At 35.7% G+C, this 16,658-nt stretch carries 16 protein-coding genes; 13 read left to right on the plus strand and 3 right to left on the minus strand.

Annotated elements, in window-relative coordinates:
* Window positions 1-34: 34 nt before the first annotated feature.
* The 5 genes from JO178_RS15170 to JO178_RS15190 all read left to right on the plus strand — a co-directional run bounded on the left by JO178_RS15170 (window position 35) and on the right by JO178_RS15190 (window position 6,016).
* Complete coding sequence (locus JO178_RS15170; RefSeq protein WP_291937693.1) at window positions 35-862, plus strand: SAM-dependent chlorinase/fluorinase; 828 nt, start codon at window positions 35-37, stop codon at window positions 860-862.
* Between the two features lie 63 nt (window positions 863-925).
* Window positions 926-2,239: a dihydrolipoamide acetyltransferase family protein gene (locus JO178_RS15175; RefSeq protein ID WP_291937695.1), complete on the plus strand. Its 1,314-nt coding sequence runs from the start codon at window positions 926-928 to the stop codon at window positions 2,237-2,239.
* Window positions 2,240-2,412: 173 nt separating this feature from the next.
* Window positions 2,413-3,843 carry a serine hydrolase domain-containing protein gene (locus JO178_RS15180; RefSeq protein WP_291937696.1) on the plus strand — a complete coding sequence of 477 codons (1,431 nt, stop codon included), beginning with the start codon at window positions 2,413-2,415 and terminating at the stop codon, window positions 3,841-3,843.
* A 91-nt stretch (window positions 3,844-3,934) separates the two neighbouring features.
* Window positions 3,935-4,621: a hypothetical protein gene (locus tag JO178_RS15185; RefSeq protein ID WP_291937698.1), complete on the plus strand. Its 687-nt coding sequence runs from the start codon at window positions 3,935-3,937 to the stop codon at window positions 4,619-4,621.
* A 42-nt stretch (window positions 4,622-4,663) separates the two neighbouring features.
* Window positions 4,664-6,016, plus strand: coding sequence for a chloride channel protein (locus JO178_RS15190; RefSeq protein WP_291937701.1), 1,353 nt, complete (start codon window positions 4,664-4,666; stop codon window positions 6,014-6,016).
* Window positions 6,017-6,046: 30 nt separating this feature from the next.
* On the opposite strand, the gene JO178_RS15195 is transcribed toward JO178_RS15190, so the two are convergent.
* On the minus strand, window positions 6,047-6,643 hold the full coding sequence (locus tag JO178_RS15195; protein WP_291937703.1) for a hypothetical protein: 597 nt from the start codon (window positions 6,641-6,643) through the stop codon (window positions 6,047-6,049).
* A 154-nt stretch (window positions 6,644-6,797) separates the two neighbouring features.
* Between JO178_RS15195 and rpsF the strand changes: the two genes are divergently transcribed.
* The 3 genes from rpsF to rplI all read left to right on the plus strand — a co-directional run bounded on the left by rpsF (window position 6,798) and on the right by rplI (window position 8,080).
* A complete protein-coding gene (gene rpsF / locus JO178_RS15200; protein WP_291937706.1) occupies window positions 6,798-7,139 on the plus strand; it encodes a 30S ribosomal protein S6 in 342 nt (113 codons plus the stop codon).
* A gap of 32 nt (window positions 7,140-7,171) precedes the next feature.
* Window positions 7,172-7,474 (plus strand): 30S ribosomal protein S18, encoded by a 303-nt coding sequence (gene rpsR, locus JO178_RS15205; RefSeq protein ID WP_002979091.1) that lies wholly within the window; start codon window positions 7,172-7,174, stop codon window positions 7,472-7,474.
* 108 nt (window positions 7,475-7,582) lie between these two features.
* The gene (rplI, locus tag JO178_RS15210) at window positions 7,583-8,080 is read left to right on the plus strand and encodes a 50S ribosomal protein L9 (RefSeq protein WP_291937709.1); all 498 of its coding nucleotides are present in this window, start codon (window positions 7,583-7,585) and stop codon (window positions 8,078-8,080) included.
* A gap of 226 nt (window positions 8,081-8,306) precedes the next feature.
* Here the strand turns inward: rplI and JO178_RS15215 are convergent, their stop codons facing one another.
* The gene (locus JO178_RS15215; RefSeq protein WP_291937712.1) at window positions 8,307-9,110 is read right to left on the minus strand and encodes an AraC family transcriptional regulator; all 804 of its coding nucleotides are present in this window, start codon (window positions 9,108-9,110) and stop codon (window positions 8,307-8,309) included.
* A 142-nt stretch (window positions 9,111-9,252) separates the two neighbouring features.
* On the opposite strand from JO178_RS15215, the gene JO178_RS15220 reads away from it, so the two are divergent.
* From JO178_RS15220 to JO178_RS15235, 4 genes are all read left to right on the plus strand, one after another.
* Complete coding sequence (locus tag JO178_RS15220) at window positions 9,253-10,584, plus strand: TolC family protein (RefSeq protein WP_291937714.1); 1,332 nt, start codon at window positions 9,253-9,255, stop codon at window positions 10,582-10,584.
* Between the two features lie 5 nt (window positions 10,585-10,589).
* A complete protein-coding gene (locus tag JO178_RS15225) occupies window positions 10,590-11,636 on the plus strand; it encodes an HlyD family secretion protein (RefSeq protein ID WP_291937718.1) in 1,047 nt (348 codons plus the stop codon).
* Between the two features lie 243 nt (window positions 11,637-11,879).
* Window positions 11,880-13,442: an MFS transporter gene (locus tag JO178_RS15230; protein WP_291937722.1), complete on the plus strand. Its 1,563-nt coding sequence runs from the start codon at window positions 11,880-11,882 to the stop codon at window positions 13,440-13,442.
* Window positions 13,443-13,698: 256 nt separating this feature from the next.
* On the plus strand, window positions 13,699-15,060 hold the full coding sequence (locus JO178_RS15235) for an aldehyde dehydrogenase (RefSeq protein WP_291937724.1): 1,362 nt from the start codon (window positions 13,699-13,701) through the stop codon (window positions 15,058-15,060).
* 59 nt (window positions 15,061-15,119) lie between these two features.
* Here JO178_RS15235 and JO178_RS15240 read toward each other — a convergent pair whose 3' ends face one another.
* The gene (locus JO178_RS15240) at window positions 15,120-15,689 is read right to left on the minus strand and encodes a thioredoxin family protein (protein WP_291937727.1); all 570 of its coding nucleotides are present in this window, start codon (window positions 15,687-15,689) and stop codon (window positions 15,120-15,122) included.
* 80 nt (window positions 15,690-15,769) lie between these two features.
* Here JO178_RS15240 and JO178_RS15245 point away from each other — a divergent pair, with 80 nt between their 5' ends.
* Window positions 15,770-16,654 carry a lysophospholipid acyltransferase family protein gene (locus JO178_RS15245; protein WP_291937730.1) on the plus strand — a complete coding sequence of 295 codons (885 nt, stop codon included), beginning with the start codon at window positions 15,770-15,772 and terminating at the stop codon, window positions 16,652-16,654.
* Window positions 16,655-16,658 lie beyond the last annotated feature (4 nt).

The following is a 16,658-nucleotide window of genomic DNA, read 5'->3' on the forward strand; positions in this document are numbered from 1 at the left end:
AACTTTGCAATACTACACTATTCTAAAATTGCTCATGTCAATTATTACCCTTACTTCGGATTTCGGAAATTTAGATTACAGAGTCGCCGCTGTAAAAGGCAGTCTTCTGTCTCTAAATCCGGAGGTTAATATTATTGATATAACCCACGACATCCAGGCATTCAACTTGATACAAACCTCGTATATTGTAAGAAACGCATATAAATATTTCCCAAAAGGAACGATTCATATTCTTTCTGTAGACAGTTTTTACCATAAATCGAGAAAAAATATTCTTTATAAAGCAGATGGTTCTTACTTTCTGGCAGCTGATAACGGCCTTTTAAGTCTTATCTTTTTTGATATTAAGCCCGAGGCGATCTATGAAATTACACTGAACAATCGTTTTGATGACATTATAGACTTCACGTCTACCGATATTTTTGTTCCCGCAGCGGTGCATCTTGCCAATGGGGGACTTCCGGAGGTGATCGGCAGAAAAATAGATGCCGCCAAACAGCTGATGTTCCCGAGACCGGTTTTCAACGAATCCGAAGGAATGATCATTGGAGAAGTAACTTATATTGATAATTTCGGAAATATAATCTCAAATATCAACAAAGATTTTTTTGAAACTACTGCCAAAGGATACAGTAATTTTACTATAAAATTCAGAAATCTGAGCTTGTCAAGAGTATTTTCAAGCCACACTGAAGTGGTTGCAGACTGGGACAGGGAAACAGAATACCACGGACAGTCCGCTGCGATCTTCAATGACAGTCAATTATTGGAGCTTACCATTTATAAAGGGAGTAAGAAAAATGGCGCAAAAAGCCTGTTTGGGCTGAATGTAGGCGAGAATATCTATATTGAATTTTTCTAAAATTATATATTTCATAAAAAAACCGATTTTTTTTATATATTTGTCAAAATCTAAAAATCAAAAATGGCAGAATACAAATTATTGCTTCCTTCCATGGGAGAAGGTGTTATGGAAGCGACAATTATCACTTGGTTATTCAATGAAGGTGATACCGTAAAAGAGGACGATTCCGTAGTAGAAATTGCAACTGATAAAGTAGATTCAGATGTACCGACACCAGTTTCGGGGAAAATTGTAAAAATTTTAAAGCAAAAGGATGAAGTTGCAAAAGTTGGTGAAGCCATTGCTATTTTAGAAATTGAAGGAGAAGGCGGAAATACAGCTTCCGAAGAAGCAAAAACAGAAGCTCCGGCTACAACTCCGGATGCTGAAACCTTAAAAACAATTGAAGAGCCATTACAAACTGTAGCTGCTTCAAATGTAGAATTCTCAGGAGATCTTTATTTATCTCCCCTTGTAAAGTCTATTGCACAACAGGAAAAAATTTCTGAAACTGAACTAAAATCCATCAAAGGAAGCGGTTTAGAAGGCAGAATTACTAAAGAAGATATATTAGCCTACGTAGCAAACAGAGGGAAGCAGCCTGCTCCAAAAGCAGCTCCGGCTCAGTCTGCTTCTACTCCACAACCGGCCGTTTCTGCACCTGCAGCTACTATTCCGGTAAGTGCCGGCGATGAAATCATTCCAATGGACAGAATGAGAAAGATCATCGCTGAAAACATGGTAAAAGCAAAACAAATTGCTCCGCATGTTACTTCTTTCATTGAAACAGATGTGACCAACGTTGTAAAATGGAGAAATAAAAACAAAGCAATCTTCGAAAAACGTGAAGGTGAAAAGCTTACGTTCATGCCTATTTTCGTAAAAGCTGTTGTAAAAGCAATTCAGGATTTTCCAATGATCAATGTTTCTGTAAATGGTGAAAACATCATTAAAAAGAAAAATATCAACATTGGTATGGCAACTGCACTTCCTGACGGAAACCTGATTGTACCTGTTATCAAAAATGCTGATCAGCTATCACTTTCAGGTCTTGCAAAAGCAATCAATGACTTAGCGTACAGAGCAAGAAACAAGAAATTAAGACCGGAAGATACTCAAGGGGCAACGTATACTATTTCTAATGTGGGAAGCTTTGGAAACCTTATGGGAACTCCTATTATTCCTCAGCCACAGGTTGCTATTCTGGCAATCGGGGCCATTGTTAAAAAACCTGCAGTTCTTGAAACCAAAGACGGTGATGTGATTGCTATCAGAAACTTAATGTTTATGTCTCATTCTTATGACCACAGAGTAGTAGATGGTTCATTAGGAGGAATGATGCTGAAGCATGTTCATGATTACCTGGAAAACTGGGATCTGAATACGGAAATATAAGTAATAAGTAATCAGCAATGAGTAATATACCTGGTGTTGATGAAATGATAATAATAGAAAACCTTCGATTTTTGATCGGAGGTTTTTTTGTGGTTCAATGTCTGTATTTCTGAAAAAGATAAGTAATATCATCAGGGTTTAAATTGTCTTTTATAAAACATAATTAATTAGCTATGAAATCATTCATTTTAACGGCATTAGCTTTAAGTGTTTCTATCACCACTTACTCTCAGAAAACCAATCCATCTACAGCCATTGATCAGTATGTAAAAGAAGTGATTAAAATTAATCAGATTCCCGGTCTTGCTGTTGGGGTTATAAAAGATGGACAAATCATTTTTCAGCAATACTATGGTACAGAAACCCTGGAAAGTAACAAAAAAGTGGATTCAAATTCTATGTTCAGGATATATTCTACCTCAAAACTGATGACAAACGTTGGCGTTTTTCAGCTGATTGAAAAGGGACAATTATCTTTAGAAGACAAAATCTCCAAATACCTTGACAATCTACCTAAAGAATGGCAAGATATTAAAGTAAAAAACCTGATCACGCATTCTTCCGGACTTCCCAATCTTATCGCTTTTAATGATATTTTGCCTGATGATTCTAACTCTAAAGTTATTGAAAGGCTATCCAGAGAAAAAATGGATTTTAAAACAGGAAATCAATTCAGGTATAATCAGACCAATTATTTTTTGCTTACGATGATTATTGAAAAAATTACAGGACAGCCTTTTGAACAATTCATCCTGAATAATCAGTTTTCCGATTCTAAAAACCAGGTCGTTTTTTCTTCAAATGCTCTCGAAAAGATCCCGAACCGCGTGATAAAATACAATTACAATTCAGGAAAAAGACAATATGAAAAATCTACAGATGTCAGCGGAATAAGAGCTCATTCTGCCAATGGCATTGCCATAACACTTCCTGCATTTTTAAAATGGAGTGTTCACCTTAGTAAAAATGATTTTTTAAATCCAAAAACGAAAGAAATAATGTGGCAGCCCTTTGATTTTGGCAATAAAAAGGATGTTTTCGCCTATGGATGGGACATTAGTAAAGTGAATGATATCCCCTCTTATAATTTTTCCGGAGGAAATGTAAGTGCCTATAAAATTTACCCGCAGCGTAATCTGGCCGTCATAATAATGTCTAATGGATATAACTTATTCTCTGTTCAATACAGGATCATCAATCATATTGCTGCTATGCTTGATAAAAACTTAGCAGACGACTATTCATTAGCAGAAGAAACTATCATTTCTGAATTTTCTAAAAAGAACAATCCTGATGCGGAGAGAATCTATCATTCTCTTAAAGCAAAAAATTCAAAATGGAATTTTGAAAATACACTGAATGATATAGGCTATACCCTATTGAGAAATTCAAGAATGGATGAAGCTCTTAAAGTTTTTGTTTTAAATGTTAAAGAAAATCCACAATCGGCTAATGCTTTTGATAGCTTAGGGGAAGGATATCTTTCAGCCAAAAACGATACCCTGGCCTTAGAGAACTATAAAAAATCTTTGGAATTGAATCCGGAAAATACCAATGCAGCAAAAATGATTCAGAAAATAGAAGATCTGATGAAAAAGAAATAATATTTATCCTATTAAATATTTCATAAGAATAATATTTTAAGGCCTCTGAACAAGCTATTGTAATTTAAAATATAGAACCTTCAATTTTTACTTGAATGTTTTTTTATTGTTTATTTTCTTTATAATTTTATCTTTAAACAAACCATTATTCATGGAATTAGATTTCAGAAAACTATATGTGACCAAATTATTTGATTTTTCCAAAAAAGATGAAGAGCTTATTTTTGATATTTATGATCGCTTATCTGAAATGTATGAAATAACCCTTATAGATATTGAAGAATCTCCATATAGTAAATTCAAATCACAAAATATAGATTTCTTAGAAGAAGCCAAACTCTGCTACAGGGTCACAACCAAAAGCCCAGCAGGTACTTTCTATCTTTTTATTGTTAATCTGGTAGGAACATCCATCAGAGGGGCTCGTATGACAGATAAATATGATTCGCTGGAAGTTTGGGGCTTAAAGGAAATGAATGAAGACTTTGGTTTTATCTCTATCAACAGAAAAAATCTGGCAGATAGAATTGCCGGAATATTTAGTAATTGTAATATTAATTATAAGCAAAATAAAGATTTCAGAGATTTCTATGTCTTGGGAAGTGACTCTTATAAAACAATAAAATTTTTAAATCCGGAGCGGAAAGAGGCAATAAAATCTATTTCTTCTAAAAACTTCAAAATTGAAGTTAAAAACAATATCGTTGGTCTAAGAATAGTTAATGCCTTGAATATTGAAAGCCCTTTTATTATTTCAAAAATTTTAAAAGAAATATAATTCTCAAAATTTTGCCGTAATTTCATGCCTTAAAACCAACAAATGCTGAAATTCCTCATCCTCATTCGTAGATCCATTAAAAAATCCTTTGACAATATCCGGAATGAACAGCTGAAAAACAATCTGCTTCAGGCTATCCCCTTTTGGATCGGATCATTAATTACCGGTTTTTTTGCTGTAATGTATGCCAAGGTATTTGCATGGGGTGAAAATCTGATGAATCTGATTCTCGACTGGCATTCGTGGATGATCTTTATTATTGCGCCTGTTGGTTTTGTACTTTCCTGGTGGCTGGTAAAAGAATTTGCTCCCAACGCTAAAGGAAGCGGTATTCCACAGGTTATGGCTGCTGTAGAACTGGCCAATCCCAAAGAGCATAAAAAGATAAGAAGCCTTTTAAGCCTTAAAATTATCTTTTTTAAAATTATTTCTTCAGTGGTTTTAGTCATCGGCGGCGGCGCTGTGGGGCGTGAGGGTCCAACGATTCAGATTGCAGGCTCTGTTTTCAGAAAGGTAAATGAATACCTTCCGGAATGGTGGCCGAAAATATCCAAGAAAAATATGATTATGACAGGAGCTGCCGCAGGACTTGCCGCTGCTTTCAATACCCCGTTGGGTGGAATTGTATTCGCTGTTGAAGAACTTTCAAAAACGCATATCAACTATTTTAAAACAGCTTTATTTACAGCGGTCATTATTGCAGGCTTAACGGCACAGACTCTGGCCGGCTCTTATTTATATCTGGGATATCCTAAAACGCATGATGTTTCATTAATGATCATGTTTCCGATTATTCTTGTAGCTGCAACCGCCGGAATTTTAGCAAGTCAGCTTTCCGTTATCATGCTCAAAATAAACGGCTGGAAAAAGAAAAAATTAAAAACAGAGAAAGCCCATATTGTCTTTTTAGTAATTTGTGCATTAATTATTGCTTTTATCGCTTATTTTATCAATAGAGAAATTCTGGGTTCCGGAAAAGAGATTATGGAGCGCGTTCTTTTCACCAAAGATAAGCACGAAGACTGGTATGTTCCCATTCTGAGAATGTTGGGACCTGCCCTTTCTTTTACTTCAGGGGGTGCCGGAGGAATCTTTGCTCCTGCCCTGACTGCCGGAGCCAGTATAGGCTCGGTAATCTCAGGAGCGATCCATCTCACTCCCAATGAAACCAATGTGGTGGTTCTTGCAGGAATGGTAGCTTTCCTAACCGGAATTACCAGAGCTCCGTTTACTTCCGCTATTATTGTATTGGAAATGACAGACAGGCATTCCTTAATATTTCACCTGATGCTCGCAGGAATGGTATCTTCTATTGCCTCCATACTGGTTAGCAGACATTCTTTATATGATGTATTAAAAGTGAATTTTTTAACGGAGATAAGACGACAGGATTGAGTTATAAATTGAGAAATATGGAATTCGGGATCAGTTTTTAAGCATACAATGTAAATCTTTTATAGCTTCTAATACATCAGCAGCCACTTTATAATCTGTCATTTTAATCACGAGTTTACTCAGTTCTCTTTTCGATTTAGTGGTTTTATAGGTCACCATATTTAAGTACGTGATATTATCTTTCCTTTGTGATAGCTTATGAAATGCCACCACTTTACTTACATCCCAAAGGTCACCTTCATGAACAACCCTGCCTTTTGCATTCACTGAATTGATTTTTATATGATCTCCTTCAAATTCCGCATGCAGAGACAGATCATTCCTATCACGGTCTATTCCGTATTCATTGATTCCGGATAGAATAAAATGCCTGGCCTCATCCGTTGTTTTATATTTTCCAAGAGTCTGGCTTTTACCATTACCATATATAATTTGATAGATTTCAGATTTATCGATGGAATGAACAGGGCCTTCCAAATTATCCGATTCTTTATATGTAATACTGGAAGAGCCTATTTCAACCAGTTTAGCATCAAAAGATGTTCCGTTCTTTTTAAGAACCTTATCCTGTGAATAGCCTGAAATACCCATTAGTAGTAATGGCAGAATATAAATTTGAAGTTTCATGGTGTACAGTTTAAAGCTATAAAAGTACAAAAAATCCCCTATCATCTCCCAACAGCCAACGAACAAGTCTCAATTATTTCAACCACGCTCTTGTATATTTAAAATATATTTTCTACTTTTGCACCTCGAAATAATTAACAAATTTATTTACATTATGAACAATTACGAAACTGTTTTCATTTTAACTCCCGTTCTATCTGACGCGCAGGTGGAGGAAGCAGTGAAAAAATTTGAGGATCTTTTAAAAGAAAAGAACTGCGAAATCGTTGCTAAAGAAAACTGGGGATTAAAAAAATTAGCTTATCCTATCCAATTAAAAAAGAATGGATTCTACACGCTAATCGAGTTTAAAGGAGAAGGAAATATCGTTGCTGATTTAGAATTAGCGTTCAAACGTGACGAAAGAGTAATCCGTTACCTTACTACAAAACTTGACAAGCATGCTGTTGAGTACGCTGTAACTAGAAGAACGAAAGTAAAAGCAGCTAAAGCTTAATTATTAACCCTATTTTTTAAAAAAGACAAGACATGGCAATAGATGAAATGGCTAAACAAGCCTCAGCTGGAGGAGAATCAGAAGTAAAATTCCTTACTCCGCTTGATATCAATACAAAATCTGAAAAGAAATATTGTAGATTCAAAAAATACGGAATTAAGCACGTTGATTACAAAGATGCTGATTTCTTATTACAGTTTGTGAACGAGCAAGGTAAAATTTTACCAAGAAGATACACTGGAACTTCTTTAAAATACCAAAGAAAAGTTTCTGCTGCTATCAAAAGAGCAAGACACCTTGCATTACTACCATACGTAGCTGACTTATTAAAATAAGACAAAAATAAATAAAAGAAGAGGGCAACCTCTTCTTTTGTTGCTGAATACATCATTAATTCTAACTTGATTTTAGACCAAACTAAAATCTAAAAAAGGACAACAACAATGGAAATTATCCTAAAAAAAGACGTAGAAAACTTAGGACTTGAGTTTGATACAGTAAACGTAAAGCCAGGTTATGCTAGAAACTTCTTAATTCCTCAAGGAATTGCACTTTTAGCTACTCCTAAAAACAAAGCTGCTTTAGAAGCTACATTAGAAGCTAGAAAAGAAGAAGAAGCTAAATTAATCGCTACTGCTACAGCTGTAGTTGAGCAATTGAAGAAAACTTCTATCACGATTCCTGCAAAAGTAGGTGCTGGTGACAAATTATTCGGATCTATCAACAATGCTGATCTATCTGCTGCTTTAGAAAAAGCTGGTGTTTCTGTAGAGAAAAAATATATCAAAATTCCTGGTAACACGATCAAGAGAACTGGTAAATTTGCTGCTCTTATCAGACTTCACAGAAATGTTGAGTACAACTATGAATTCGATATCGTTTCTGACGCTCCGGTTGAAGCTCCTGCTAAAAAAGAAGAAGCTAAATCTGAAGAAGCTTAATAAGCGACTGAGAATTTCTCACAATATAAAACCACTTCATTTATTTGAGGTGGTTTTTTTGTAAGTATACTCTTTTATAAACTACCCCGTCTTTCTCATCCTCTTGCAAAGAAAGGGAATACAGGACGTTTTAAGATCCGGAAGACGAGTGTAGTGTCATTTGTATGTATAAAGTTTATCTTTTCCCGGATGCCCCCATAACCGCAGATCTAAAGCAGTCCAACAACTATCTATCCCCTCTCAGCTTTTGCTGATATTCAGTAGGAGATACTCCGATAACCTTTTTGAAAATATTGCTAAAAGAAGACAGGCTATTATAGCCTACCAACATAGCAATTTCATACATATTGTATTTTCCTTCCAGCATCAGTTCAAGAGACCGGGTAATTCTTAAAGCTCTCAGGAAACGAACGTAATTCATGCCTAAAATCTCTTTAAATTTTCTGGAAAGGGTTCTTGTACTCATTCCGAATTCTTTGGCTGTAGAGTCAATACTCAGGGGCTTTTCAAGGTTAGCATGAATATACTTTGCTATTTTAAGTAACATTTCATCTTTTGGAAACGGATGCTGTACCGGAAACGCCAGTTTTTTATCTCTTTTTTCAGGTAATACTCCTTTTAAGGCCTTAAGGAAATAATATTTAGATCCGTCATTTTTTGTGATTTTCCCATCCCAGTCTTTAGTATACAAAATCATTTCCCGAAGGAGATTATTCACTGAGTAAATATTAATTTCATCAAAAAAGCCATTTTCAGTTTCTTCTTTTTTAAAATAAAAATTATACAGGTCTACTTTGGGACTGGTTGAAAAAATATAATGGGGAGTACCTGCCGGAATCCACATAAAACATCTTGCCGGCAGATACCAGTGTTTCAGATCCGTAAAAACATGCACAATACCACCTTCAGCATAGACTAATTGTGCCGAACTGTGATAATGAATCTCCGTTGTGACATTCCCGGTAAGAACATGATACACATAAAACTCTGCATCTTCTTCTTCGACTGCTTTAAAATGATTATCATTCATTTCTTAAAGATAGGAAGAATTTTTAAAATGGCGTAAATGAGAAAATCTTTTTCTGGTTTCACAAATCGGGTCTGACATCAGCTGTCGTAAATTTGCACTATCAAAATCATTTTAGCAAAAATCCATTAATAAATTTATGAATATGATATTTAACGCATGCAGATATCAGTGCATTGCGTTGTGCTTATTACTGACAAGCAGTCTTTTACAATCACAGATGATCGATTATCAGCATCTCAGCTTACAACAGGCTGTAGAAGTTGGGTTAAAAAACAACAAGAACATTCAGATCAGCCGTCTCAAACAGGAGATGTCCGTTACCAAAGAGAAAGATCTCAAAATGGAAAAGCTTCCGGACATCGAGTTCCATACCAGCTATAATCAGGTAACTAACCTTTTTCAACATCAGAATGGCCTATTTAATAAAGCCACAAAATATGATGTGATCAACGGTATGTATGATTTCACGCTCTCAGCTTCCATTCCTGTATATATGGGGGGAAAAATCAGAAATACTGAAAAAAAAGCTGCTATTGATACTGAAATCTCAGCTTTAAAGACTCATCTGGACGAAAGACAGCTTAAAATGCAAATCATTACAGCTTTTCTGCAAATTCATCATTTAAAAGAACAACAGAATCTTATCAATGACAAGATGAAAGAAGATTCTGTAAATATCAGACAGGTGAAAGCCCTTAAAGCGAATGGTGTAGTGACTGTGAACGAAGTATTGAGAACTTCTTTACAGCTTTCCAATCATACCATGAGCCGTACAGAACTGGACAATGATATTCAGATTGCCGAACACCAGCTGAAAACCATCCTTTCTCTTCCTGAAAAACAGGAAATGCATGTTGATACAGAAGATCTGATTTCGGATAAAGCCACCATTCCCTATATCGATGAATTAACCGAAACCGCTTTAAATAAAAATGAGTCTATAGGAATTACCCACAAAAATCTTTCCTTGAAAGAACTGGATCAAAAGATTACCAAGGCTAATTATTTACCTAAAATTACAGCAGGTGGTGAATATTTTTTAAAATATCCGAATATGATGTTCTTTCCTCCGGAACCTTACGCCTACCGCTTGGGAATGATCGGGATGAACCTCACTTACCCCATCGAAAACCTGTATAAAAATAAATACAAAATGCAGGAAGCCAAGGAAAATATTGATCTGGCTAAACTTCAGATCGAAGAAAATGAGGAAAAGGTAAGACACCAGGTATATGAAGCTTATAAAAAGTTTGAAGAAACAGACCAGAAAGTGAAAATTGCCGAAGAAGCTATAGATCAGGCTAAAGAAAATTATCGTATCGTACGAACAAAATATGCCAATAAATTAAGCCTGATTACAGAACTTATCGATGCCGACAATACCTACCTTGAAGCCGAATCCAATCTTATCTCTGTAAAAATAAACCGACAACTTAAATACTATCAACTCCAATATACGATTGGAAACTTATAAAAACTATGGCAAAAAAAGAACTAACCCAAAAAGAAAAAAGAATCAACAAAACGATTACTTTACTGGCCTGGATTCTGATTATCAGCGGAATTGCAGGAATGGTAAGTTTTTATCTTTTTTCGAGAAAGAATGTAACTACCAACGATGCTCAGATCGAACAATATATCACTCCTGTTTCAAGTAAAGTATCAGGCTTTATCAAAATCATAAAATTTAATGAAAATCAGTTTGTCCGTAAAGGAGATACACTGATTATTATTGATAACAGAGAATTTGTTAATCAGGTCAAGGTTGCTGAAGCCAGCCTTCATGCCAATACTGAAAACATCGCGACCATTCAAAGCGGAGTGAATACCAAAGAAAGTGACACAAAAATTATTGATGCTAAAATAGCCTCAGCAAAAATTGATATATGGAGAACTGAACAGGACTTCAAAAGATATAAAAATCTACTCAATGAAGATGCTGCCACAGAACAGGAGTTTGAAAATGTAAAAGCGTCTTATGAACAGGCAAAAGCTAATCTTATGGCACTGGATCAGCAGAAAAACGCAGTCAAAGCCGGAGCCAGTGAACAACAAACCAAAGTAGCCCCCGCTAAAAGCCAGATTCAGCAGAGTTCTGCCCATCTTAACAATGCTAAGCTTTTTCTTTCTTATACCGTGATTACAGCTCCTTATGATGGCTGGGTGGGTAAAAAAACAATCCAGGAAGGGCAACTGATTAAAGAGGGGCAGGCTCTGGTACAAATAGTAAGCAAGGAAAAGTGGATTATTGCTAACTACAAAGAAACCCAGCTTGGGCAAATCGATCAGCAAAAAGAAGTAATCATCACAGCTGATGCTTATCCTGATATTGAATTTAAAGGGAAAATAGTATCGGTTTCACCGGCTTCAGGTTCTCAGTTCTCACTGGTAAAACCGGATAATGCAACCGGAAACTTTGTGAAAATTGAACAACGTTTTCCGGTAAAAATTATGCTGAACAACAGTAAAGACAACGAGAAACTGCTTTCCGGGATGAATGTGCTGGTGAGTGCGAAAAAAATGTAGTCTGAAAGTCTAGAGTTTTCCGCACTGATCACTTAATTAAACTATTTTAACATCTTTCAAATCAAATCATCTTTTGCGAAAAGGCAAAACTGCAAAACCGCAAATCTGCTTTTTTTTCTTGAGCATATTTGCCATTTTACCTTTTGCTTTTTTTACACCCCCGCTCTTTTGTCTTTTCGCATTTTATTTTAATACAAAAGGGTAAAATAAAAGAGGGTGTTCTTTTCTTTTACCTCCGAGATTATGCAACACAATACAGTTTATCATAAATGGGTACCACAATGGCTGAAACTGCCTCTTCTTATATTGGCATTGTTTCCCCATTTGATGCTGTTGTCGCTGTTACACTCTAACAGCGCCTTCACATCTTCTTTTATGGATGTAGATTCAGACGACATCCAATACTTAATGATTTTGATGTATGGGACATTTGTGGTTACCCTTTTAGTTTTACAGCGGTTTATGTCCTATTTCAGTGTAAAATATTATGTGCTGCTGATGTCATCCGTATCTGTTATTATTCTGTATGTTTTATCTGTAACGAATGATTATCATGTCATTCTGGTTATCCGGTTTCTGGAAGGAATATTCGGATTGCTGGAAGGGGCTATTTTTCTGCCATTGATTATTGCCGAGTTAAAAACAAAACACGCAAAAGTACTTGCTTACCTCGTGATGTACGCCATTATGCTCACAGGAGGAACGGTCACAACCACATTATTAAAATCAAGTATTGAGGACTACAATTTTCAGCATATGGTTTTGATGATGGTCTATTTCCACGTTTTTGTACTGATCATCGGAATTGCTATTTTTAACAGAAACAGATTTTTCCCTAAAAAACCATTGTATCAACTGGATATTCCCAGCTGGTTTCTCCTTTGGGTCTGCCTGCAGTCCGGAAGCTATGCGATTATTTACGGAAAAAGACTCATGTGGTTTGAATCTGATATCATTATTCTTTGTCTGTTCGCTTTTCTGATTTCCGGCGGATTATTTATGCTGAAGCAAAGAAACTCCAAAAGGCCTCTTTTCCACTTTGAAGTCTTCAGTTCCAAAAATGTTATTGTAGGAATGATTCTGTTTTTTATTTTCTATCTGATCCGTTCTGCGCTGAATAATGTATACAGTATTATGGCGACAGTATGGAAATGGCCATGGGATTATATTGTCAATATCCAGTACTGGAATGTAGCCGGAACCTTATTGGGTGTATTATTATCCGGAATCTGCCTGATGCGCGGTATTTCCTCCAGAATAGTCTTCTTTGTCGGATTCTTTTTACTGGCCGTGGATTGTGCCTGGTTTACTTACACTTTTTATCCGGATACCAGTCTGTCTACCATCTGCCCACCACTCTTCTTACAGGGAATTGCTCAGGGACTACTGTTTACACCACTTGTATTCTTCTTAATTTCAGGAATGCCGGAAGAATATGTAGCCAATGCAACTGCTTTAGGAACAACCACAAGATTCTGGACCACAGCAATCGGGTATGCTTTAATGCAGAATTTAATGTTGTTTTTAACCTTAAAACATTCTGATACGATTAGCTTTACTATGACGGATACTAATCCTGTTTTCTATAATCAATGGAATCAACTCTTAGGAGCCAATATTTCAAAACTACCTGTTAATGACTCATTATCAATGACGGCAGGAGCATTTAAAGCGAAAATTACGGCTCAGGCTATCCTGCTTTCCAATATGGAAATTTTTACGGGATTATTTTGGCTTGCATTCATAACCGCTCTTCTTTTGCTGCTGTATCATCCGGTAAAAATAGCAGTAAGGAATATTATGTAGGGATAAAGGAATCTTCAAATCAAATTCTTTGTAGACTTTGCGTAAAAAAACAACAGCAGATCCAAGTTAAAATATTAATTGATTTTTTTTAATTAAAACCAATCATAGTAAATTCTTATAAAAATTATTTACACCTCTCTAACGTTAAAAAAGAAGCTTCCGGCTTCACATTTCCATTTCCGGCTCACTTCACTTTGGCCGGTTTATTGTTGTTTTATCAATGAGTAGATTGAGGATAAAAAACAAAAACTTACGTATGGAAATTGAAAAAATTGTACAGAGTCAGGGAGCATTTTTCAAGACACAACAAACCAAGAGCCTTGCGTTCAGAAAAATGTATCTTGAAAAACTAAGAGAACTTATTATTTCCAATGAGAATTTGCTATATGAAGCTATTTATAAAGATTTCGGAAAATCTCAATTTGATACATTTACGACAGAGATCTCTTTTATCCTGAATGATATTAATTATTATTTAAAAAATTTAAAATCACTTTCCAGCCCTAAAAAAGCGGGCACAAATCTGGTGAATCAGCTGGGAAACAGTAAAATTTATTTTGAGCCGTTGGGAACAACTCTGGTCATAGGAGCATGGAATTATCCTTACCAGCTTTCTCTCTCCCCGGTCATTGCAGCGATGGCAGCTGGAAACTGCTGTATCCTGAAACCCAGTGAAATTGCAGAAAATACGATGAAAGCCATGTCTGCCATCATTAATGAAAACTTTCCACCGGAATATGTATACGTTTACGAAGGGGGTATTGAAGAGACGACAACGCTTTTACAATTAAAATTCGATAAAATCTTCTTTACAGGAAGTACTAAAGTTGGAAAAATCGTGTACAAAGCTGCTGCAGAGCACCTGACTCCTGTGGTTCTGGAATTGGGCGGAAAATCGCCTGCCATCGTAACAAAAGATGCCAACCTTGATGTAGCAGCCAAAAGAATTGTCTGGGGGAAATTTTTAAATGCCGGACAAACCTGTGTTGCACCCGATTATCTTTTCGTGGAAGAATCTATTCAGGAACAGTTTCTGGAAATGCTGAGAAAATATATTCACGAATTTAAATACAAACCGGATTCAGAGCAATACCCCAGAATTATTAATCAAAGAAATTTTCATCGGCTGGTCCAGCTTATTGATAAAGAAAAAGTATACTTCGGCGGAAACTACAATGAAGAAAATCTTTATATAGAGCCTACTATCCTAAATAATGTAGAATGGAATGACGCTGTTATGCAGGAAGAAATCTTCGGTCCTGTTTTACCTGTATTAAGTTTCCGGAATTTCAATACTGCTCTCAACACTATTCTGGAGCTGGAAAAACCTCTTGCTGCCTATCTTTTCACCAATAAGCAGGAAGAAAAAGAACTCTTTACCAAGAAATTGTCTTTTGGGGGTGGTTGTATCAACGATACGATCATGCATTTAAGCAATGACAATTTACCTTTTGGGGGAGTGGGCAGTTCAGGGACAGGAAGTTATCACGGAAAGTTCGGTTTTGAAGCTTTCTCACATCAGAAATCTATTCTGGAAAAGACAACTTGGGGAGAACCGAATATCAAATATCCACCTTATTCTGATAAAAAATTAAGCTGGATTAAAAGACTTTTATAAACATATTGGTTCTCAGAAATAAAAAAAGCTGTCTTATTATAAACACAGCTTTTTTATTTTTATCCTTTAGGAGCCCATATATTAAAAAATTCTTTTACCTTTTCAAGGCTATACCCTTTTCCGTCTTCAAATACATCACTCTGCTGAACTTTCACCATTTTACCGTTTTTATCCAAAATAATAAACACCGGATATCCGTATTTTTCACCTGGATTGTCATATTGAGCAAAAACCTTTTCATTCTTATTATCGGGAGAAAAATTCAGGTGATAATATAAATAATTTTTGTCAACAATACTTTTCAGTTCAGGAGTTGTCTGTACAAAGTTATTGAAACGAAGACACCAGATACACCAGTTTCCGCCTGCCTGAATCATAATATTCTTACCTTCTTTCTTAGCCTGAGCCACCAATTTATTGATATCTGCCAGAGCATCAGCTTTTGGATTATATGGCTTAGGAAGCTTAGCTTTTTCTTCAGCGGCCTTTTTCTTTGCTTCCAATTCTTTCTGTTCTGTAGGAACGATAAGAGCCGTCTTTTGTTTTCCTTTATCCGGTAAATTCTTTGCATTCTGAGAAAAGGCAAAAGTGCTTAGTCCCAGAAGAGCGATTATTGTCAATTTTTTCATAACATAAAAGTAAAAAAATAATACATATCTCTCAGCAAAAATAGAACCATAATTTTATTATCACTAAATTTGCATGTTTTATGAATTACCTAATCAAAATATTATATTTCATCTCTAAACTTCCGCTAAAGGTATTGTATATTTTTTCGGACGTTATCTTTTTCTTAAACTATTATCTTATAGGTTACAGGAAAAAAGTGATTACCCAGAACCTTAGAAATTCTTTTCCGGATAAGTCTGAAGAGGAAATCAAGGAAATCCGCAAACTGTTTTACAGGAATTTTTCGGATTACCTTGTAGAAACCATCAAATCTTTCAGTATTTCTGAAACGGAATCCCGGGTAAGAATGCAGCATATCAACCAGGATTTGTTTCATGAAGCTAAAGCGGAAGGCAAGAATATCATCCTTTTGGCAGGACATGTCTTCAACTGGGAGTGGATCAATGCACTGGCAAGAATAATTCCTCAGGCCCATTGCCATCCTGTATACAGAAAAGTAAACAGTGATTTTTGGGAAAACCAGATGAAGAAGGTGCGTAATAAATTCGGAAATGAAGCGTTGGAAGCCAATGAAGTGATTATGAATATTTTCAGATCTAAAAACAATGGAGATTCTGCTTATATGTTTGTGGCTGATCAAACCCCACACTTTTCTCACGTTACTTACGGACTGGAATTCCTGAACCAGCGAACACCTGCTTTCATAGGATATGACAAACTGGCTACAAGAATGGACCTTGCGTTTATTTACTGTGAAATGAAAAAAGTAAAACGAGGGTATTATCAGGTAAATTATCACAGAATATACCCGGATAATGAGAAATTTGTAGAACATGAAGTGGTAAGAAAATTTCATAAATTACTGGAAAACACTTTACATAAACACCCTGATAATTATCTATGGTCTCATAGAAAATGGAAATATCAGGATTCTATCAAATTTTTTGATACCGAAAAAAACTAGACTT

Source organism: Chryseobacterium sp., from assembly GCF_019236175.1.
GTDB lineage: Bacteria > Bacteroidota > Bacteroidia > Flavobacteriales > Weeksellaceae > Chryseobacterium.